The sequence below is a fragment of the Devosia sp. Z11_6 genome (genome assembly GCF_058133665.1).
The window spans coordinates 434,776-453,406 of the sequence record NZ_JBYUNQ010000004.1 but is presented as its reverse complement, the minus strand read 5'-3'; the positions used below and the strand labels follow the sequence as shown (position 1 = coordinate 453,406).

16 protein-coding genes are annotated in these 18,631 nt (G+C 63.9%); 4 read left to right on the top strand and 12 right to left on the bottom strand.

The window, feature by feature from the left end; all coding sequences use genetic code 11:
• From map to gyrA, 9 genes are all read right to left on the bottom strand, one after another.
• Positions 1–756 (bottom strand): type I methionyl aminopeptidase, encoded by a 756-nt coding sequence (map, locus tag AC3YMN_RS14435; RefSeq protein ID WP_489890518.1) that lies wholly within the window; start codon positions 754–756, stop codon positions 1–3.
• Complete coding sequence (gene pgi, locus AC3YMN_RS14430) at positions 753–2,402, bottom strand: glucose-6-phosphate isomerase (protein ID WP_489890517.1); 1,650 nt, start codon at positions 2,400–2,402, stop codon at positions 753–755. The genes map and pgi overlap by 4 nt, the downstream gene beginning before the upstream one ends.
• A gap of 22 nt (positions 2,403–2,424) precedes the next feature.
• Complete coding sequence (gene tgt / locus AC3YMN_RS14425; RefSeq protein ID WP_489890516.1) at positions 2,425–3,552, bottom strand: tRNA guanosine(34) transglycosylase Tgt; 1,128 nt, start codon at positions 3,550–3,552, stop codon at positions 2,425–2,427.
• Between the two features lie 209 nt (positions 3,553–3,761).
• Positions 3,762–4,823, bottom strand: coding sequence for a tRNA preQ1(34) S-adenosylmethionine ribosyltransferase-isomerase QueA (queA, locus tag AC3YMN_RS14420; protein ID WP_489890515.1), 1,062 nt, complete (start codon positions 4,821–4,823; stop codon positions 3,762–3,764).
• Positions 4,824–5,266: 443 nt separating this feature from the next.
• Positions 5,267–5,746: a peptidylprolyl isomerase gene (locus AC3YMN_RS14415; protein WP_172122980.1), complete on the bottom strand. Its 480-nt coding sequence runs from the start codon at positions 5,744–5,746 to the stop codon at positions 5,267–5,269.
• Between the two features lie 174 nt (positions 5,747–5,920).
• Positions 5,921–6,490 (bottom strand): peptidylprolyl isomerase, encoded by a 570-nt coding sequence (locus tag AC3YMN_RS14410; RefSeq protein WP_489890514.1) that lies wholly within the window; start codon positions 6,488–6,490, stop codon positions 5,921–5,923.
• Positions 6,487–6,981 (bottom strand): pantetheine-phosphate adenylyltransferase, encoded by a 495-nt coding sequence (coaD, locus tag AC3YMN_RS14405; protein WP_127752640.1) that lies wholly within the window; start codon positions 6,979–6,981, stop codon positions 6,487–6,489. Before coaD ends, AC3YMN_RS14410 begins: the two co-directional genes overlap by 4 nt.
• A 31-nt stretch (positions 6,982–7,012) precedes the next feature.
• The gene (locus AC3YMN_RS14400; protein WP_489890513.1) at positions 7,013–8,227 is read right to left on the bottom strand and encodes an MFS transporter; all 1,215 of its coding nucleotides are present in this window, start codon (positions 8,225–8,227) and stop codon (positions 7,013–7,015) included.
• Between the two features lie 6 nt (positions 8,228–8,233).
• Positions 8,234–11,011 carry a DNA gyrase subunit A gene (gene gyrA / locus AC3YMN_RS14395; RefSeq protein ID WP_489890512.1) on the bottom strand — a complete coding sequence of 926 codons (2,778 nt, stop codon included), beginning with the start codon at positions 11,009–11,011 and terminating at the stop codon, positions 8,234–8,236.
• A 217-nt stretch (positions 11,012–11,228) separates the two neighbouring features.
• Between gyrA and AC3YMN_RS14390 the strand changes: the two genes are divergently transcribed.
• From AC3YMN_RS14390 to AC3YMN_RS14380, 3 genes are all read left to right on the top strand, one after another.
• Positions 11,229–12,104, top strand: coding sequence for an SDR family oxidoreductase (locus tag AC3YMN_RS14390; protein ID WP_489890511.1), 876 nt, complete (start codon positions 11,229–11,231; stop codon positions 12,102–12,104).
• Between the two features lie 126 nt (positions 12,105–12,230).
• Positions 12,231–14,618, top strand: a complete 2,388-nt coding sequence (locus AC3YMN_RS14385; protein WP_489890510.1) for an efflux RND transporter permease subunit — start codon at positions 12,231–12,233, stop codon at positions 14,616–14,618.
• Positions 14,619–14,740: 122 nt separating this feature from the next.
• Entirely contained in the window at positions 14,741–15,268 is a 528-nt protein-coding gene (locus tag AC3YMN_RS14380; protein ID WP_489890509.1) for a hypothetical protein, read from the top strand.
• Positions 15,269–15,335: 67 nt separating this feature from the next.
• Here the strand turns inward: AC3YMN_RS14380 and AC3YMN_RS14375 are convergent, their stop codons facing one another.
• Positions 15,336–16,076 (bottom strand): SDR family NAD(P)-dependent oxidoreductase, encoded by a 741-nt coding sequence (locus tag AC3YMN_RS14375; RefSeq protein ID WP_489890508.1) that lies wholly within the window; start codon positions 16,074–16,076, stop codon positions 15,336–15,338.
• Positions 16,077–16,218: 142 nt separating this feature from the next.
• Between AC3YMN_RS14375 and AC3YMN_RS14370 the strand changes: the two genes are divergently transcribed.
• Positions 16,219–16,683: a DUF2267 domain-containing protein gene (locus AC3YMN_RS14370; RefSeq protein WP_489890507.1), complete on the top strand. Its 465-nt coding sequence runs from the start codon at positions 16,219–16,221 to the stop codon at positions 16,681–16,683.
• On the opposite strand, the gene bsh is transcribed toward AC3YMN_RS14370, so the two are convergent.
• Both bsh and AC3YMN_RS14360 read right to left on the bottom strand, forming a co-directional pair.
• On the bottom strand, positions 16,652–17,626 hold the full coding sequence (gene bsh, locus AC3YMN_RS14365) for a choloylglycine hydrolase (RefSeq protein ID WP_489890506.1): 975 nt from the start codon (positions 17,624–17,626) through the stop codon (positions 16,652–16,654). The two genes, AC3YMN_RS14370 and bsh, sit on opposite strands and share 32 nt — an antisense overlap.
• A 62-nt stretch (positions 17,627–17,688) precedes the next feature.
• Positions 17,689–18,396 (bottom strand): hypothetical protein, encoded by a 708-nt coding sequence (locus AC3YMN_RS14360; protein ID WP_489890505.1) that lies wholly within the window; start codon positions 18,394–18,396, stop codon positions 17,689–17,691.
• Positions 18,397–18,631: the final 235 nt, after the last annotated feature.

The following is an 18,631-nucleotide window of genomic DNA, read 5'->3' as shown; positions in this document are numbered from 1 at the left end:
TTAGGCGACCAGCGTCACCACCAGCGCACCGCGGGGCGTGGCTACCACTGTATGCTCATATTGCACGCAAGGGGCCGACGGGTTGCTGACCAGCGTCCATTCGTCGTCTTCGGATTTCTGCTGCGCCCAGCGGCCACCGAGCGACAGAAAAGGCTCGATGGTGAACACCAAGCCATTGGTGATGCGGCGGCGTTCGGAGCGGTCCGGCCAGGTAGCGATTTCACCGGGTTCGTCGTGCAGGCTGTCGCCTACGCCGTGACTGGCGAGATTGCGGATCAGGGTGTAGCCGCCTTTCTTCGCGAACTTGCCGATGGCATTGCCGATCTCGTTGAACCCTGCGCCCGGCTTGACAGTGCGGATGCCGGCCCACATGGCCTTCTTGCCGTCGCGGCAGAGGGCATCGAGGCGGGCGTCACCCTTGCCCAGCACGAAGGAGGCGCCGGTATCGGCAAAAACGCCGTTCTTTTCGGCCGAGACGTCGATATTGACGAGGTCGCCTTGCTGCAACATGCGGTTGCCGGGGATCCCGTGGGCGATTTCCTCGTTGACGGAAATGCAGGTGGCGCCGGGGAACTCATAGGTGATCTCGGGTGCCGAGCGCGCGCCGTGCTCGGTGAGAACGGCGCGGCCGATATCGTCGAGCTCAGCCGTGGTCATGCCCGGCCGCATCGCCGAACTCATAGCGTCGCGGGTGATGGCGCAGATCCGCCCGATCTCCTTGAGGGCTTGCAGCTGCTCTTCGGTGCTGACGGTCATGCCGGTCCGCCCTTGTTGGCGTGGAAATAGGCGAGCAGGCCTCGGGTTGAGCTGTCATGGTCCTCGGCGCCGCTGGTGCCCTCTACCTTGGGCAGCAGGGCCTTGGCGAGTTGCTTGCCGAGCTCAACGCCCCACTGGTCATAGGAGTTGACGTTCCAGATCACACCTTGGGTGAAGACCTTGTGCTCGTAAAGAGCGACGAGCGAGCCCAACATTTCGGGGGTGAGCTGGGGGTAGAAAAGGGTGTTGGACGGTCTATTGCCGGGGAAAAGCTTGTGCGGAGCCAAGGACTTGATGGCTTTTTTGTCGAGGCCCTGCTCCTTGAGTTCGGCAACGACCTCTTCTTCGGTCTTGCCCAGCATCAGCGCTTCGGACTGCGCCAGCACATTGGCCACGAGCTTGGCGTGGTGGGGCGGCATGGACTCGTGTGGGCGGGCAGCAACGAGGAAGTCGGCGGGCACGACATCGGTGCCTTGGTGGATCAGCTGGTAAAAGGCGTGCTGGCCATTGGTGCCCGGCTCACCCCAAACGATGGGGCCGGTGGACCACGCCACGGGCTTGCCGCTCAGGGTCACCGATTTGCCGTTGGATTCCATGTCCTGCTGCTGCAGATAGGCGGGAAAGCGTGACAGGCGCTGGTCATAGGGCAAGACGGCGTGAGTGGAGAAGCCCCAGACATTGCGGTACCAAACACCCAGCAAGCCCATGATAACAGGCAGGTTTTTCTCAAGCGGGGCGGAGAGGAAATGCTGGTCCATGGCGTCGGCACCGCTCAGGAACGCGGAGAAATGGTCGTAACCGACGGCAAGGGCGATCGGTAGGCCGATGGCCGACCAGACGGAATAACGACCGCCGACCCAGTCCCAGAAACCAAAGATGCGATCCTCTTGGATGCCGAAGGCGGCGCAGGCGGGGATGTTGGTGGAAACGGCGGCGAAGTGGCTGGGGACGGCTTCCTCGCCCAGCGATTCGGCCAGCCATTTGCGGGCGGAGCCTGCATTGGTCATGGTCTCGTCGGTGGTAAAGGTCTTGGAGGCAACGATAAAAAGTGTTGTCCCCGGGTTGAGGCGCTTGAGCGTGTCGTGGATATGGGCGCCATCCACATTGGAGACGTAGTGCGCGCGCAAGTCGGGACGGGTATAGGGCTCGAGCGCGAGGGTCACCATGGCGGGGCCGAGGTCGGAGCCGCCGATACCGATATTGACGACGTCGGTGAATTGCTCGCCGGTATGGCTGCGGATCTCGCCGGAGCGGATGGCGTCGGTGTAGGTCTTGATGGCCGCAAGCACTGCGCGCACGTCCGGCATGACGTCCTTGCCATCGACAGGAACAGGCCTATCCCCTTGATATCGCAGGGCCATGTGCATGACCGCGCGGTTCTCAGTGAGGTTGATATGCTCGCCCTCGCACATCTGGGTGCGGCGCTCTTCGAGGCCAGCGGCGCGGGCGAGGTCGAAGAGCGCGGCCATGGCTTCTTCGTCGATGCGGTTCTTGGAGTAGTCCAGCAGCAGGTCGCCCGCACGGGCGGAGAAGCGCTCGAAGCGGTTGGGATCCTCGGCGAATTGCAGCCGCATGGGCTGGGTTTCAAGCCGCTTGCGATGCTTGCCGAGATCGGTGAAGCTGGCCTTGCGCCCTGATTTCGCCATGAAGATGAACCCTTTCTGAACGTCAAATAACCGGCAGATCGCCCGCCGCCCAAGCAGCGCGAGTTTCGGCGGCAAAATCGGTGAACCGACCCGCCTCGATTGCCACGCGAGCACCACTCACCAGTTCTTGATAGTAGGCCAGATTGATCTGCGAAAGGATCATGGCCCCCAAAATTTCCTCCGTCCGCACCAGATGGTGAAGATAGGCTCTGCTCCAGCGGCGGCAGTTGCGGTTGGGGGACTGCTCGTCGATCGGGCGCGGGTCGTCCTTGTGGCGGGCATTCTTGAGATTGATGACGCCAAAGCGGGTATAGACATGACCGTGCCGTCCAGCGCGGGTGGGATGGACGCAATCGAACATATCGATGCCCCGGCCGATGGCACCCAGAATGTCGTCGGGCTTGCCGACGCCCATCAGATAGCGTGGACGGTCGGTGGGCAGTTCGGGGGTGATTTCGTCGAGCACCCGGAACATCACTTCCTGCGGCTCGCCCACGGCGAGGCCGCCGACGGCATAGCCATCAAAGCCGATGCTGCGCAGCCCCGCGGCGGAGCGGGCGCGCAGCTCGGGGGAGTCGCCGCCCTGCACGATGCCAAAAAGGGCGCGGTTGGCCTGGTTGTTGAAGGCGGTCTTGGAGCGGTCGGCCCAGCGCAGGGACAGCTCCATGGCGCGCTCCATCTCCTTGTACTCGGCGGGCAGCGCAATGCACTCGTCGAGCTGCATGATGATGTCGCTATCGAGCAGCGTCTGGATCTCGATGGAGCGCTCGGGGGTGAGCTGGTGGGCGGAGCCATCGATATGGGATTTGAAGGTGACGCCCTGTTCGGTCAGCTTGCGCAGCTGGGCCAGCGACATGACCTGAAAGCCACCGCTATCGGTGAGGATGGGCCGCTGCCAGTCCATGAAATCGTGCAGGCCACCCAATGCTGCCACGCGCTCGGCGCCGGGGCGCAGCATCAGGTGATAGGTGTTGCCCAGCAAAATATCGGCGCCGGTTTCCCGAACCTGATCGGGATACATCGCCTTGACGGTGCCCACCGTGCCCACGGGCATGAAGGCGGGTGTCTGGATGTCGCCGCGCGGGGTATCGATGCGGCCCCGGCGGGCGGCGCCGTCGGTGGCAGCAAGGGTGAAGGTGACCTGTTTCATGGCGCTGGGTTGTAGTGGGTTGAACTGCGAGTGGGAAGAGCCCGTCGTCGTGCCACGCCCTCGTGGTTCGAGGGTCGCTGCGCTCCCGCCTCACCATGAGGGCTACGGAAGCTGAAGACCACGGGGTTCGAAATTCCCGATTGACCTTAGGGTGAGGCGCTAATTCTAGTCGAGCCTGCAGCAGGAGGGGCGTGGAACTCGGGCGAGCACTATTGCGCGCGAAACAGCAGCGATGAGTCGCCGTAGGAATAAAAGCGATAGCCGGTGTCGATGGCGTGGCGATAGGCGGCCTGCATGGTGTCGAGCCCGCTAAAGGCGCTGACCAGCATGAAGAGGGTCGATTTGGGCAAGTGGAAGTTGGTCATCAACAGATCGACGCAGCGGAACTGAAAGCCCGGGGTGATGAAGATGTCGGTATCGCCCACAAAGGGGGCGAGCGTGCCGGTGGGGCGGGCGGCAGATTCGAGGAGGCGCAGGCTCGTTGTGCCCACGGCAACCACGCGGCCGCCGGCGCGCTTGGCGGCGAGGATGCGCTCGACGGTCGGGGCATCGATCTCGCCCCATTCGGCATGCATCACATGGTCTTCGGTGTCTTCCGCCTTCATGGGCAGGAAGGTGCCGGCGCCGACATGAAGGGTCACGCGCTCGATGGTGACGCCCTTGGCCTCTAGCCGGTCGAGCAGGTCCTGGGTGAAATGGAGCCCGGCGGTGGGGGCGGCGACGGCGCCGTCTTCGGCGGCATAAACGGTCTGATAGTCGGTCTTGTCGCGTTCTTCGAGCGCGCGCTTGGCTCCGATATAGGGGGGCAGCGGCATGGCGCCATGGGACTTAATGGCTTCATCGAGCGCGGCGCCGCTTTGGGCAAAGCGGAGGATGATCTCGCCGCCATCGCCCTTGCCCGCAACGGTGGCGCGGAGCGGCTCGGTTTCGCCGTTGCCCAGCTCGAGCTGGTCGCCGAGGGCGAGGCGCTTGGCGGGGCGGGCAAAGGCGCGCCAGGTGCTGGCATCGTCGCGCTTGTGGAGGTTGAAGGAGACGGAGGCGCGGTTGTCGCCGCGGATGCGGGTGCCGCGCAGTTCGGCCGGCAGGACGCGGGTGTCGTTGACGACGAGGACATCGCCGGGGTGGAGGAGGTGAAGCAGATCGGGGATGTGGCGGTCGGCAAGGCCGTGCTGCGGGTCCACGACCAGCAGGCGCGCGGAGTCGCGGGGTTCGGCTGGGTGGAGGGCGATGGAGCTTTCGGGGAGCTCAAAGTCGAAATCGGAAACGCGCATGCGGGGGGATTAGCATGGGGGTGGGCGTTTGTGGAGGGCGCGGTTTGTCCGGGGCCCCACACGAACTCTGTTCGCGGACCGGCCGGCACCCCCACCCTCCATCCCTTTCTTCAGGGGGGAGGGATGCGATGGCACTGAGGGTGGTGGGTGGGGAGCGTCCTGTTTGTCGCTGGGGCAAACCCGGACGCCGAGCTTGCAGCACGGCCTGAACCCCCACCCTTGATCCCTCCCCTCAAGGGGGAGGGAGACGATGGCGCTGAGATAGGTGCTTGTGCCGCTATCGGCATCAGAGGGATCGCTGCAACAGCACGGCGCCCCCCCTCCCCGGCCCTCCCCTCAGGGCAAGAGCACCGAGGGTCGTACTTGGGGCTGGAAGCGAGGCTGCAGACACAAAAACGGGCGCCCCGGTGGGGCGCCCGTAGAAGTTGGTCAAGAAAAATGCCTTAGGCGGCGATGTCGGCGGCGACTTTGACGGAGTTCATCTTGTCGGGGTTCTGGACGGGTTCGCCGCGCTTGATCTGGTCGACGTTTTCCATGCCGGAAATGACCTGGCCCCAAACGGTGTATTGCTTGTTGAGGAAGGACGCGTCGTCAAAGCAGATGAAGAACTGCGAATTGGCGCTGTCGGGGCTCTGGGCGCGGGCCATGGAAACCGTGCCGCGGACATGCGGCTCGTTGTTGAATTCCTGCTTGAGGTCCGGGTACTTGGAGCCGCCGGTGCCAGTGCCGCGCGGGCAGCCAGTCTGGGCCATGAAGCCGTCGATCACGCGGTGAAAGACGATGCCGTCGTAAAAGCCTTCACGCACGAGCTTCTTGATGTGGGCGACGTGGTTGGGGGCGAGGTCCGGGCGCATCTGGATAACGACTTCGCCCTTGGTGGTGTCAATGACGAGGGTGTTTTCGGGATCGGCGTAATCGGCCATGGTTTTCGCTTTCGTTGATGGATGGGGCGGGATGTAAGGGCATTGGGCGGCGGGTGCAACCGCTGGGGGCGGTTCACGCGGCGCTGCCGTGGTGATGAGTCTCAGGATGGATCCCGGCTCGAGGCCGGGATGACATCGCGTGCGAGCAGGCCGGAAGGGGCAGCCCGGTTCGAGTTACTTGTATTCGATCTTGGCTTCGACGATCTTGTCGGGGTTCTCGACCTGGCCATTAGCCGACTTCGGGCCTTTTTCGAGGGCGTCCACGGCTTCCATGCCGGAAACGACCTTGCCGAACACGGTGTATTGCCCGTCAAGAAACGAGGCATCGCCGGTGGTGATGAAGAACTGGGAATTGAAGGAATTGGGGTTCTGCGAGCGGGCAGCGCCGACAACGCCGCGGCCAAAGCTTTCGCTGTTGAACTCGGCTTCGACATCGGGCAGTTCCGAGCCGCCCATACCGGTGCCGGTCGGATCGCCGGTCTGGGCCATGAAGCCCTCGATCACGCGGTGAAAGACGAGGCCATTGTAGAAGCCCTCATTGGTCAGGGTGACCACGCGCTCGACATGCTTGGGCGCAATCTCGGGCAGCAGTTCGATATCGACCACGCCATCTTCGAGCGTCAGCAGCAGGTGCGGGGTGCCGGTGGGCGTTTCCTGGGCAAAGGCGGGAGCCGCGCCGAAGGCGAGAGTGGCAAGCGCCAGGGCGCTGAACAGGCGGCGGGTCGGGCGAAAAGCATTGGTCATCTGGATTGCAGAGCCTTGAGCACAATGGGAGGAACAAAGGCAGCGATATCGCCGCCCATCTCGGCAATTTGCCGCACCAATGTGGCCGAGATGTGCCGCACGGGCGGGCTGGAGGGGAGGAACACGGTTTGCAGATCGGGCGCCATCTGGGCGTTCATGCCCACCATCTGCATCTCGTAATTGTAATCGGTGGTGTCGCGCAGGCCGCGGATGATGAGCTTGGCGCCGTGTTCGCGGGCGGCATTGACCATGAGGCCGGAGAAATCAACGACACGAAACTCGGTATCGGTGCGCTTGCCGATGGGCGCGAGCACCTGGTTGAGCAAGGCCAGTCGGTCGGCATGGGCAAAGAGCGGCGACTTCTTGCCCGGATTGATGCCAACGGCGACCACCAGGGTATCGACGAGCTTGCAGGCGCGCTCGATCACATCGAGATGGCCGTTGGTCACCGGGTCAAACGATCCGGGATAAAACCCCACCAGCCTGCTCATGCGCCCCTCCCCCAGTTTTGCGGTGTTTGTGTCACGGGCGGGGGCGGAGTGCAAGAATGACGAGGCCGGCAAAGGCGAGCAGAAGCAGCACGCAGGCGCCGGCAATAAACGCAGCGGCGTTGCCCCAAAGGGTGGCGATGAAGCTGCCGACAAATGGCCCGGACAGCATGATGGCGGTGGTAACGGCCTCACCCGCGGCCGACACGCGGGCGATGCGGTCGGGCGGAGTTTCAGTCTGGATGATCGTGCGATAGGGCACGAGCATGAAAGCCGTGGAGCCGCCCATAACCGCCATCAGCGCGAGGTAAGCCGGGAGCGGCAGGCCCAGTTCGAGCGCGGCGCCAAGGCCGAGCGCACCGACCGCCAGCCCAGCTATGAGCGCGCCGCTGATCATGCTGGCGAGCGGGTTCTCCGGAGGCATCCGGGCGGCCAGCACGGCCCCCAACAACCCGCCAAGGCCGGAACAAGCCAGCGAGAAACCCAGGGCGGATGGTCCATAACCGAGATCATCGAGCAGCAGGGCAATAAAGGTGTCGTAGAGAAAGAACGCGAAGAACGCGATGGCGGAGAACACCAAGGCGGTCAGCAAGAGGCGGCTGCGGCCGAACTCGCTGACTCCGGCGAGGAGCGCCACCGAGAAGCGTTCCGGGGTGGTGGTGGGCTGGCGCGAGGCGAGTTGCAGCGGGAGCACGAGAAGCGCGGCAAGAAGTGAGAAGCCGGCATTGACGGCAAAGACGCCCTGGGGCGAGAGCGCAGTCAGCAAGAGCCCGCCCAAGGCCGGCCCGAGGATCTTGGAGCCCTGGTTGATGGCGTGGTGGAGGGCATTGGCATGCGGCAGGAGGTCGGCCGGGGTGGAGGCCTGAATGGCGGACTGGCGGGCGGGATTGAAGGCAGAGTCGATGCAGCCGCGGACGAAGACCAAAAGGAGCACAACTGCCGTGTTCGGGGCGATCAGGAGGGCTGAGGTGGCGAGGGCGCGGGCGAGATTGCTCCAGAACAAGACGCGCCGGAGCGGCAGGCGATCCACATAGATGGCCAGCACCGGCCCGGCAGTGAGATAGGGGAGCGCCAGGCAAAGCGCAAAATGGGCGAGTGCGAGTGGGCCTTGCTGCCAGGTAAAGACGAGGAGCGCCACCACTGCGGCGTAATCGAGCCAGTCGGCGAAGTCGGCAGGCAGGCTCGCGAGCGCCAGCCAGCGGGGGGCAGGCAGCGCCAGGAGTGTTCGATACCCCGGCGCTGCCCGCATGTTTGGTTATTCGCCCGAGGGGGCGATGGCGTCGCTGCCGTCGACTTCGCCGGGGTCGTCGCCTTCGGGCTCGCTGATGCGTTCCACGGAAACGACCTTTTCACCCGCGCCGGTCGAGAAGATGCGCACGCCCTTGGAGGCGCGGCTCGAGAAGCGGATGCCGTCGACCGGGACGCGGATCAGTTGACCGCGATCGGACACGAGCATGAGCTGATCGCTTTCCTCCACTGGGAAGGACGCAACGAGATGGCCGATCTCGTCGAGCTTGCTTTGGTCGGTAGCGCGGATGCCCTTGCCGCCGCGGTTGGACAGGCGGAAATCGTAGGAAGACGAGATCTTGCCGAAGCCCTTTTCGTTGACGGTGAGGACGAACTGCTGGGCGGCGTCCATTTCGGCGTAGCGCTCGACGGACAGTGCGGTGACGCCCACATCCTCTTCGCTGTCCTCGCTGCCGGTGAGCTCGACCTCGGCCTCTTCACCGGTCGCGGCACGGCGATTGGCGCCGTATTGCTTGATGAAGGTGTTGCGCTCGGCCGGGGTGGCGTCGAAGTGCCGCAAGATCGACATGGAGATAACGGTATCGCCCTCGCCCAGCTGCACGCCGCGCACGCCGGTAGAGTCACGCCCCTTGAACACGCGCACATCATTGATGCCGAAGCGGATGGCCCGGCCCAGTGCGGTGGTGAGCATGATGTCGTCGGTGGCGCTGGCGGTTTCGACCGAAACGATGCGATCGCCCTCGTCGAGCTTCATGGCGATCTTGCCGTTGCGGTTGACCGAGGTGAAATCGGCCAGCGAGTTGCGGCGCACCGTGCCGCGCGAGGTCGCGAACATGATGTCGAGATCGGACCAGGTGGCCTCGTCCTCGGGCAGCGGCAGGATGGAGGTGACGCGTTCACCCTGCTCGAGCGGCAGGATGTTGATCAGCGCCTTGCCGCGGGCATTGGCGGCTGCGAGCGGCAGGCGCCAGACCTTGAGCTTATAGGCGATGCCGCGCGAGGTGAAGAACAGCACCGGAGTGTGGGTGCTGGCGACAAAGAGGCGCGAAACGAAATCCTCGTCGCGCGTCTGCATGCCCGAGCGGCCCTTGCCGCCGCGGCGCTGGGCCCGGTAGGTCGAAAGCGGCACGCGCTTGATGTAGCCGCCATGGGAAACGGTGACGACCATGTCTTCGCGCGCGATCAGGTCCTCGTCGTCGAAATCGGCGAGGCTGTCGGCGATTTCGGTGCGGCGCGGGGTGCCAAACTGGTCGCGGATGGCAACCAGTTCGTCGCGGATAATCTCGATCACGCGCTCGCGCGAGCGCAGGATATCGAGGTAATCGCTGATCTCGGCGCCAAGGCCGTTGAGTTCTTCGCCGATTTCGTCGCGGCCCAGGGCGGTGAGGCGGGCCAGACGCAGCTCGAGGATGGCGCGGGCCTGTTCCTCGGAGAGGTTGAAGGTGCCGTCCTCGTTGATGCGGTGGCGCGGATCATCGATCAGCGCGATCAGCGGGGCTACATCGGCAGCCGGCCAGCGGCGGGTCATCAGCTGCTCGCGCGCGGTCGCGGGATCGGGCGCCGTGCGGATCAGGGCGATGACTTCGTCGATATTGGCGACGGCGACGGCCAGGCCAACCAGGATATGGGCGCGGTCACGGGCCTTGTTGAGCAGGAACCGGGCGCGGCGGGTGACGACTTCATGGCGGAAGGCAATAAAGGCCTCAAGGATTTCCTTGAGCGTCATCAGCTGCGGCTTGCCGCCATTGAGGGCGACGAAGTTGCAGCCGAACGAGGATTGCAGCTGAGTGTAGCGGTAGAGCTGGTTGAGCACGACGTCGGGCAGCGCGTCGCGCTTGATCTCGACCACGACGCGCATGCCTTCGCGGCTGGATTCGTCGCGCATGTCGGAGATGCCTTCGATGCGCTTGTCGCGCACGAGTTCGGCAATCTTTTCCACCAGCGTCGCCTTGTTCACCTGATAGGGCAACTCGGTGATGATGATGGCTTCGCGTTCCTTGCGCACTTCCTCGATGGCAACGCGCCCGCGCACCAGAACCGAGCCGCGGCCGGTTTCGTAGGCGGCGCGAATGCCGGCACGGCCAAGGATGATGCCGCCGGTCGGGAAATCGGGGCCGGGCAGAACTTCGAGCAGGTCGTCAACCGTGGCTTCGCCATTGTCGAGCAGGATCAGCGCGGCGTTGATGGTTTCGGCTAGGTTATGCGTCGGGATATTGGTGGCCATGCCCACCGCAATACCGCCGCCGCCATTGACCAGCATATTGGGGAAGCGGGCCGGCAGCACGGAAGGCTCGCGCTCGGAGCCGTCATAGTTGTCGCGGAAATCGACGGTGTCCTTGTCGAGATCGTCGAGCATGCTGTTGGTGATGCGCTGCATGCGCACTTCGGTGTAACGCATTGCGGCGGGCATATCGCCGTCCACCGAGCCGAAATTGCCCTGCCCTTCCACCAGCAGCTGGCCCATGGAGAAATCCTGGGCCATGCGCACCAGCGCCATGTAAACCGACTGATCGCCGTGCGGGTGGTATTTACCGATAACGTCGCCGACCACGCGGGCCGACTTGCGATAGGGCTTGTTCCACTCGTAGCCATTCTCGCTCATCGAGAACAGGATGCGCCGGTGCACGGGCTTTAGGCCGTCGCGCACGTCGGGCAAGGCCCGACTCACGATCACGCTCATGGCGTAATCGAGATAGGATTTGCGCATCTCGTCGGTAATGGAGATGAGGGCGATATCGTCGGAGGGCGGGGGCGCGCCGGTTCCGGTGTCGGGCGTATCGGTCACGGTATCGATTCGGGTTGATTCAGCTGAGTAGTAAATAGGTGATTTCGCGCGAAATTACCAATCGCTGCGGTGGGACCCCTTGTCGCCGGGCATTGATAAGGTGGGGGGCGCTATAAGGCAGGTGCCTTCTTACAAGTCCGCTGCGCGCTCATTAAGTCTGGGGCGAGGGCCAAGTGCCGGCCGGCACCTGCCTCACGCCCGAACAAGGAGCACGATGATGAGCCGTTTTGCCGACAAAACAGTGCTGGTAACCGGGGCCGGTGGCCAGCTGGGCCGGCTGGTGGTGGAGGAATTGCTGGCCAAGGGGGCCCGGCGGATCATTGCGGGCTCGCGCGAGCCGGGCAAGCTGGCGGAATTCGAAGGTCGCGAGGTCGAGTTGCGGCAAATCGACTTCGATGACCCCAGTCTCGCCGCCAAGCTGGACGGCGTCGAGCGCATGCTGATGATCAGTACGGTCGCGGCAAACCGGGCCGAGCAGCAGCGCGCAGCCGTGCAAGCGGCCCGCAGCGCTGGCGTGCAGCACATCATCTATACCTCAGCCCCCAATCCCCGGCCGAACGCCAGCGCCGGGGGCATTGCCGATCATTACTGGACCGAGCAGGCGGTGGCGGCATCGGGGCTCGAGTTCACTGTGCTGCGCAATCACATTTATGCCGAGGCGGTGCTGATGGGCGCCGGGGGTGCGCTGCAATCGGGGCAGATGTTCGATGCCACGGCGGGCAAGGGCCGCGCTTATGTGAGCCGGGCCGACTGCGCCCGCACCGCGGCGGGCGCGTTGCTCGAGGCGCAAGGGCAGAACATTTTCGATGTGACCGGCCCTGCCCCGGTGACCCAGGAAGAAGTTGCGCGTCTGCTCAGCGAGCTGTCCGGCAAGAGCATTGCCCGGATCGGGGTGACGCCCGAGCAGTTGCTCGAAGGCATGCTGGCAGCGGGCCTGCCGCCCTTCATGGCCAATCTGCTGGTGGCGTTTGACCGCGATGCTGCCGAGGGTCACCACGCCATTGTTGCCGACACGGTGGAGCGGTTTACCGGCCGCGCGCCGCAAAACCTGCACGCGGTGCTGGCCCTGCATCGCGAGCGCCTGGCAAGTTAAGCCAGCGCTTTTCCAAGCACACACCAACAACATTGCGCCCAGCACTACAGTGGCTGCTGGACGCAACTGCCGCAAAGCCGTAGAAATCGCCCCAATTCGTCGCCTTATACGTGGAGACCGGGTGTCTTGGCCTTTTCTGCTTTGCTCCAGCGCGCCCTGGCCCGGGTGACGCATGACCGCTCCATCGGCTTTGGGCTTGAACATATCGGTTTGACCACACTGCGCTATCCGCTGGCGGTGGCGCTTGCCGTGCTGGCGATTACGGCCCTGGCGTTCAGCCAGATTCCACGCGCCAATGTGGATGGGGACCTACTGCGGGTGTTTGCCGATTCCGGCGAGCATTACGACGCCTATCAGCGGCTGTCAGAGAATTTCGGCACCTTTGAAAACGACATCTATGTGCTGGTGACCTCGCCTCGCCTGACCGATCCGGAAGTGCTCGAGCGGGTGCGCGAGCTGGCCTTCGACATGGAGCTGAGCGAATACGCAGTGGGCACGATGTCGCCGTTTACGCTGCGCAAGCCTGATGGCGGCGGTGGCTCGGTGCCAGCGGTGCCTGAAGGGATGACTGATCCGGCGGAGGTTGCGGCGGCGCTGAGCGAGCTGCAGCAGAACGACCCCATGATGCGCAACCTGATCACACCCGATTTGTCGGGCGTGGTGCTGATCATGTTCCCCAACCGCGATGCGGTGCAGGAAAACGGGGAAAAGGCGATGATCGCCTCCCTGCGCGAAACCATCGCCCTTTACCAGGACGCTGACATCCAGGTGGAGCTGACCGGCCCCCCGGTCTGGACCACGGAAATGCTGAACGCGGCGGTTAGCGACCAGCTCAAGTTCACCGTCTGGGGCTTTGGGCTGGGGTCGCTGATCGCGCTCCTCGCGCTGCGCTCGCTGCCGGGAGCCATTCTCGTTGCCGCGACGCCGTTTGTGGCAGTGATGTGGACGATGGGAATCATCCTGCTGTTTTTCGGCTCGTTCTCGTTCCTCACCATCCTGGTGACGACGCTGGTGCTGGTGATCTCGTTCGCCGAATCCATGTTCTTTGTTTTCAACTGGCTAGCCTTTTGGCGCGACGACGGGATGGAGCCCAACAAGGCGGTGGATGCCACGGTCAAGCTGGTGGGGCCGGCCGCGGCGTTGACCATGCTGACGACACTGGTGAGCTTTGCGTCGTTGTCGCTGACCCCAGGCCAGGGCGTGCGCGAGTTTTCGATCGCGGGGGCGATCGGCTCGTTCCTGCTGTTTGTGTGCCTGATGACCTTCATGCCGCTGATGCTCAAGCTCTCGCTGCGGCTCGGTTTCAAGGCACCCAAGCGCTCGAGCCTGGTGCTGACGGCTCCCCTGCCCCTGAGCTGGTTTCTGGCGCGGCGCTATGGGCGACTGGTTTCAATCGTCGCCATCGCGGTCACGCTCGTTCTGTTCGTCCCCTACTTCCTGATCAAGCCGCATTTTGCCTTCGAGGATTTCACCGCGCGCGAATCCAGCGCGATCACCGCGGCGCAGCAGATCGACCAGGGCGTGGGCGGGGTGGCGCCGCTTTATGTGCGGGTGCCGCTGCAGCAGAACGATCCCAATGTCGCGCCCGAGGATTTCGAGACGATCCGGCGCGTGCACGAGATCATGGAAGCCCACCTAGGGGAGAACAAGGTCATCTCCGCCGCGAGCATGACCAATTACACCGAAGCGGGCTTTACGCGCGAAGAGGTGTTTGAGGCCGTGGGCCCGTTCATGAAGCGGCGCTTCATCAATGACGACGGCTCCCAGGCGCTGGTGACCGGGTTCATGCCGACGATCCTTGATTCGGATTCCCTCAAGGACCTCGTCACCGAGGTGACGGCGGAACTGCGGGCGGCAGGGATCGAGGGCGCTGAAATCGGCGGGTTCCGGGTGATGACGACCTTTGCCACCGACCAGATCGTGAGCGGGCTGCAGCTCGACCTGACGCTGTCGGTGCTGGTCAATCTGGGGCTGATCGGCTTTGCCTTCCAGAGCTTCCGGGTGGCGCTGGCTTCGGCCATCCCAAACCTCTTTCCCGTGCTGGGAACGGAGGCGTGGCTGTATTTTTCGGGCGCCGGGCTGCAACTGACCACGGTGATCGCGCTGACCATCGCCTTTGGCATCGCGGTGGACGACACCGTGCATTTCCTGTCGCATTATTTGCATGCGCGGCGCGAGGAAGGCATGGAGCACCTGGCGGCGGTCAAGCACACGCTGGACCGGATCGGCGGGGCGATCGTTGCCACCACCATTATCCTCTGCGCCGGGGTGGTGATCGTGACCTTTTCGGAGCTGCCGCAGGTGGCGCTGTTCGGCAAGTTGTTCGTATCGACGCTGGCCTTTGCCGTGATCGGGGATCTGTTCATCCTACCGGCCTTGCTGGCCGCCGGCGGCAAGTTCTTTCACCCGCTGGGCAAGATCAAGGTGCGCATGGCCGATCATGAATCGACCCCCGATGATCCGAGCGGAGAAGCGGCTTCGCGCGGCGCGGCACCGTCCTCGATCGTGTCGTAGCTGGCTCGCTGGCGTGGGATCTGGGTTGTTCACATTGTCGCGAATTTTGCCGCGCGGCAGCAGGGTTTTGCTAAGCTCGGGCGCTGTGGCCGGGGGGGCAGTTTTCCATTCGGAGGGTTAGGATGAACTATTTCGGGCCTGTGGCGCGTGCCCTGGCATTCGCGGGTCTTGCCTTGTCTGGCGTTGTTGGTGCGGCGCCGGCCTTTGCTGCGCCGGCCGATGTGGCCCTGCTCCAATCCTATATCGGGGATTGGCGCGGCCGCGGCACGCTGACCGGGGATCGCTCGGAAACCGTGGTGTGCCGGCTCAAGGTCAGCACGGGCAATAGCGACAAGGTCAATTATAGCGGGCGCTGCACGCTGGCCGGCAAGGTGCTCTCGATCAATGGCACGCTCGCCTATGTGGACGCGCAGGGGCGGTTCGAGGCGGCGATGACCTCCAACGCCGCTTTTTCGGGCATTGCCGTGGGGCAAAAGCGCGGCAAGGGACTGCTGTTCAACCTGCGCGAACGCGACCAGGACGAAGAAGGCAAGGAATACGATATCTCGGCCGATATTGCGCTCGACCAGGACGAGATCACGGTGGGCTTCAACGTGGTTTATGTTGAAACTGGCGAAAGCATCCGCGCCAATGTGCCGTTCAGCAAATAGTCTTTGAGCCCAAAGGAGGACTGCAAGGGGCGGCCGGGTGGTCGCCCTTTTCGTATGTGCTCCGGCGTCATTGGGCGGTGTAGCCACCATCCAGCGCGTAAACCCCGCCAGTGGCAAAGGCGCTGCGCGGGGATAGCAGGAAGAGGATGAACTCGGCGACTTCCTCGGGCTCGGCCAGCCGCCCCATCGGGTGGCTTTGGCGGAACAGGGTCAGCGCATCTTCGCCGGCGGCGAGCACTTTGGGCGTGGCCACATAGCCGGGTGCGACGGCGTTGACGCGAATGCCGGTGTTGGCGAGCTCCAGAGCAGCGCTGCGAGTAAGACCGACGACGCCGTGCTTGGCGGCAGTATAGGCAGCCATGCCGGGAATGCCGACCACGCCATTAGCCGAAGTCATGTTGACAATGGCCCCAGCGCCAGCCGCCGCAAGCGCCGGGACCTGGTATTTGAGGCAATGGAACATACCGGTGAGATCGGTGGCGATGACTTCGGCCCAAACCGTCGGATCGTAATCGGCAATGGGGGTTGGCGCGGGTCCGGTGATGCCGACACAGTTGACGCAAAGCTCGAGGCGGCCGAACGCCGCTACGGCCTGCGCCACCATGCGCTCGACGGCAGCGGGGTCCCGCACGTCGCAGGGCGCGGCAACGATGCCCGGCAGTTCGCGCTGCAGGCGCTGCGCTTGTTCGAGCGTGTGCACGCCGACAAACACCCGCGCTCCCGCCCCGTGCAGGGCCCGAGCCGTCGCTTCCCCGATGCCCGAGCCGGCCCCGGTGACCAGGGCGGTTTTATCTGCAAACTCACTCATCTCCGTGCCTCCTGGTTGATTGCTGCTGGCGGTTAAGGGCCGCGCAGGACAGGTCTTGTCAGGAGGGCGCGAATTGGTGCCGCCAGCGTGCGCGCGCGGCCAAGTGGTGGCAGATTGGTGATCGGCTGAGAGGAGGATGCGGATGACGGTGCCGAACGAATACCGGCGGGCTTCGGCTGAGTTCGATGCGTTGCTGGCGGCGATTGCCGAGGAAGCGGGACTGGCGACGCGGCATCAGGCCTATACTATGCTGCAGGGGGTGCTGCTGGCGTTCCGGCGACGGTTGACGCTCGAGGAAGGGATCATGTTCGTGCAGATCCTGCCGCCGATGCTGCGGGCCCTGTTCGTGATGGACTGGGACCCGCAAGCCGAACCGGTGGCGGTGCTGGACCGCGCGGCATGGCGCCGAGAGGTACGGGAGTTGCGGCCCAACCACAATATCTCGCCCCCGAGCGCGATCGAGGATGTGGCGACGGTGCTGTGGCGCAGCATGGATCGATCGAGCTTTGCCGAGTGCCTCGACAAGCTGCCCCCATTCGCCCGGGAGTTCTGGGGGCCGGCCGGCAGCCGAGACCTCAGTTCTGCATCTGGATCTGCTGGCCCTTGATCAGCGGATAAGCGGCAAGCGCGGAGCCGTCGAGGTCCTCCTTGCGCATGTCGACCCCGGTGACCTGGCTGTTCTCGTAGGTCGTGTAGTAATAGATGCCCTTGTCGGTGTTGCAGCACGACGAGTAGATGGTGATCTCGTATTTGCCGTTGCCGACGTCCACGCAGCCGCGCTGCTGGGCCACCGACTCCAAGATCTTGAAGAACTGGCTGATCGATTCCGACTCGGAGTCCCCGGAAATCGCGTTCAGCTTGGTGAAGGCGGCCTTGACGAAGCGGGAGGACGAGGACAGATCGCCGGGCAATCCGATCGCGCCCATGCCGCGGCTGTAGACGTCGAAGCTGAGCTGGTCCGAGAAATGCTGCTCGGGCGGGTGGCGCGACAGGTGCATAAAGTTGTTGAGGTTGAAGGACTGGATGTCAAAGGTTGGGTTATTGGTGAGCACGCCGATGGGGTTGTCGTAGACCTTCAAGCCGTCGCGCACCGACTCCACAGTGATGGACTTGTTTCGGTCCGAGATGATCCAGTGCAGTGGCGAGAGCGGGAACGCCTCGCTGAACGAAATATCGACGAGGTTGAACGCGCGCAGCTCTTGCCTGACCTGGTCCACCGTTTCGAACTTGCCCAGGATCCATGGGATGAACTCAAAGGGTGTGATATTGGTCTGGCCAGGGGCTTCGGGCTTGTAATCGGCATTGCCGGGGAAATTGAGCCCCGCCATGCTGAGCCCCTTCTCGTTGGTCGCGTCGTAGTACAGCGGATAGCCATCCGAGATGGTCGCCATGCCGATGATGGCGTGGTGCGTGTCGAGCCTGGGCATTCTGCGGAACTCGAAGGGGAAGTTGCGCGGCGTGACCGTGACCGTCTCGTTGTAGGAGAACTCCAGATCGAGATTGCGGCCGAAATAATGGTCTTTGGTGGTGTAGTTGGCGCCGGTGCACATCTGCCGATCTCCCGTTCTGCCGACCGCGACGGGCCTGCAGTGCCTGTAAATAGATCAAAGGCTTACTGGTTTTTCTCAAACTCGGCCTGGAATGCCGTGCGGGCATTGTGCAGGCCATCGACGAATTGCTGCCAGGAAGCGTCGGTCGCGGCGCCCAGCCGGTCGAGTTGTTCGCGACTTTCCTGCAGCCGGGCTTCCAACGCTGCCTTGCGCGCGTCGAGCCCGGCCTTGGCGCCTGCAGCCGCATTGGCGACCGATTGGTCGAGGTCCTCGATTTCCTGCCTGAAGGCGGCTTCCTGCGCCTCGGCCCGCGCGATGAATACGGCGCGGCGAAGGTCGTGATCAGCCGTGGCGGCGTCATAATAGGCGGCCAGATCGGTCTCGAAGTCGTCCCAATGGGTGGCGAGCGCACTGCCCAGCCGCTCGGTTTCCTCGCGGGTCCTGGCGTCCGTGGTGGCCAGCGCCTCCTCGAGGGAGCGCTGATATTCCTCCCGCACGGCGCGCAGCTTGTCGAGTTCCGCTTCGGCCTTGGTGCGCGCGTCGCCCGCGAGTTGTTCGGTGTTTTGCTCCAGAACGGTGATGGCGGCATCCATCTCCTGCAAATGGGCTTGCGCCCAGCGGATGGCGCGGTGCGCTTCATCAGGCTCCTCAGGCGCGGCTTGCGTGGTGGCGGGGGTGGCATTGTTCTGCCCCACCGCCAGCGGGGACAGGGCCAGCGAGCCCGCAAGGACGGTCACGAGCAGAGCTGCAGATGCCTTGGACGTCAACATGGTGGTTCCTTCCGGTCAGGGCTCTTGCGTGCAATCAGAGATCGGCAGCTCGGTGCCACCGCGCCAAAGTCTGGGCGACTCTTGGATGGTGCGGGCATGCACGCCTCATTTCACCGTGAAACTAGCCCGTCGCGGGTGCCGCAAATTGAGCAAAGTCAATAATGGGGCTTTTTCCCAGGGCCGCGCTGTCGCTTCATGCCTTTGAAGCCGGAAAGGCTTTACGGCAAAAAAAATG

Coding starts and splice junctions, on each gene's coding strand:
- queA (WP_489890515.1), bottom strand. CDS start 4,823: ATGCGCGTTTCCGATTTCGACTTTGAGCTCCCCGAAAGCTCCATCGCC.
- coaD (WP_127752640.1), bottom strand. CDS start 6,981: ATGAGCAGGCTGGTGGGGTTTTATCCCGGATCGTTTGACCCGGTGACC.
- bsh (WP_489890506.1), bottom strand. CDS start 17,626: ATGTGCACCGGCGCCAACTACACCACCAAAGACCATTATTTCGGCCGC.
- AC3YMN_RS14375 (WP_489890508.1), bottom strand. CDS start 16,076: ATGAGTGAGTTTGCAGATAAAACCGCCCTGGTCACCGGGGCCGGCTCG.
- AC3YMN_RS14360 (WP_489890505.1), bottom strand. CDS start 18,396: ATGTTGACGTCCAAGGCATCTGCAGCTCTGCTCGTGACCGTCCTTGCG.
- AC3YMN_RS14410 (WP_489890514.1), bottom strand. CDS start 6,490: ATGACCAATGCTTTTCGCCCGACCCGCCGCCTGTTCAGCGCCCTGGCG.
- map (WP_489890518.1), bottom strand. CDS start 756: ATGACCGTCAGCACCGAAGAGCAGCTGCAAGCCCTCAAGGAGATCGGG.
- AC3YMN_RS14370 (WP_489890507.1), top strand. CDS start 16,219: ATGACGGTGCCGAACGAATACCGGCGGGCTTCGGCTGAGTTCGATGCG.
- AC3YMN_RS14390 (WP_489890511.1), top strand. CDS start 11,229: ATGAGCCGTTTTGCCGACAAAACAGTGCTGGTAACCGGGGCCGGTGGC.
- AC3YMN_RS14380 (WP_489890509.1), top strand. CDS start 14,741: ATGAACTATTTCGGGCCTGTGGCGCGTGCCCTGGCATTCGCGGGTCTT.
- pgi (WP_489890517.1), bottom strand. CDS start 2,402: ATGGCGAAATCAGGGCGCAAGGCCAGCTTCACCGATCTCGGCAAGCAT.
- AC3YMN_RS14400 (WP_489890513.1), bottom strand. CDS start 8,227: ATGCGGGCAGCGCCGGGGTATCGAACACTCCTGGCGCTGCCTGCCCCC.
- AC3YMN_RS14415 (WP_172122980.1), bottom strand. CDS start 5,746: ATGGCCGATTACGCCGATCCCGAAAACACCCTCGTCATTGACACCACC.
- tgt (WP_489890516.1), bottom strand. CDS start 3,552: ATGAAACAGGTCACCTTCACCCTTGCTGCCACCGACGGCGCCGCCCGC.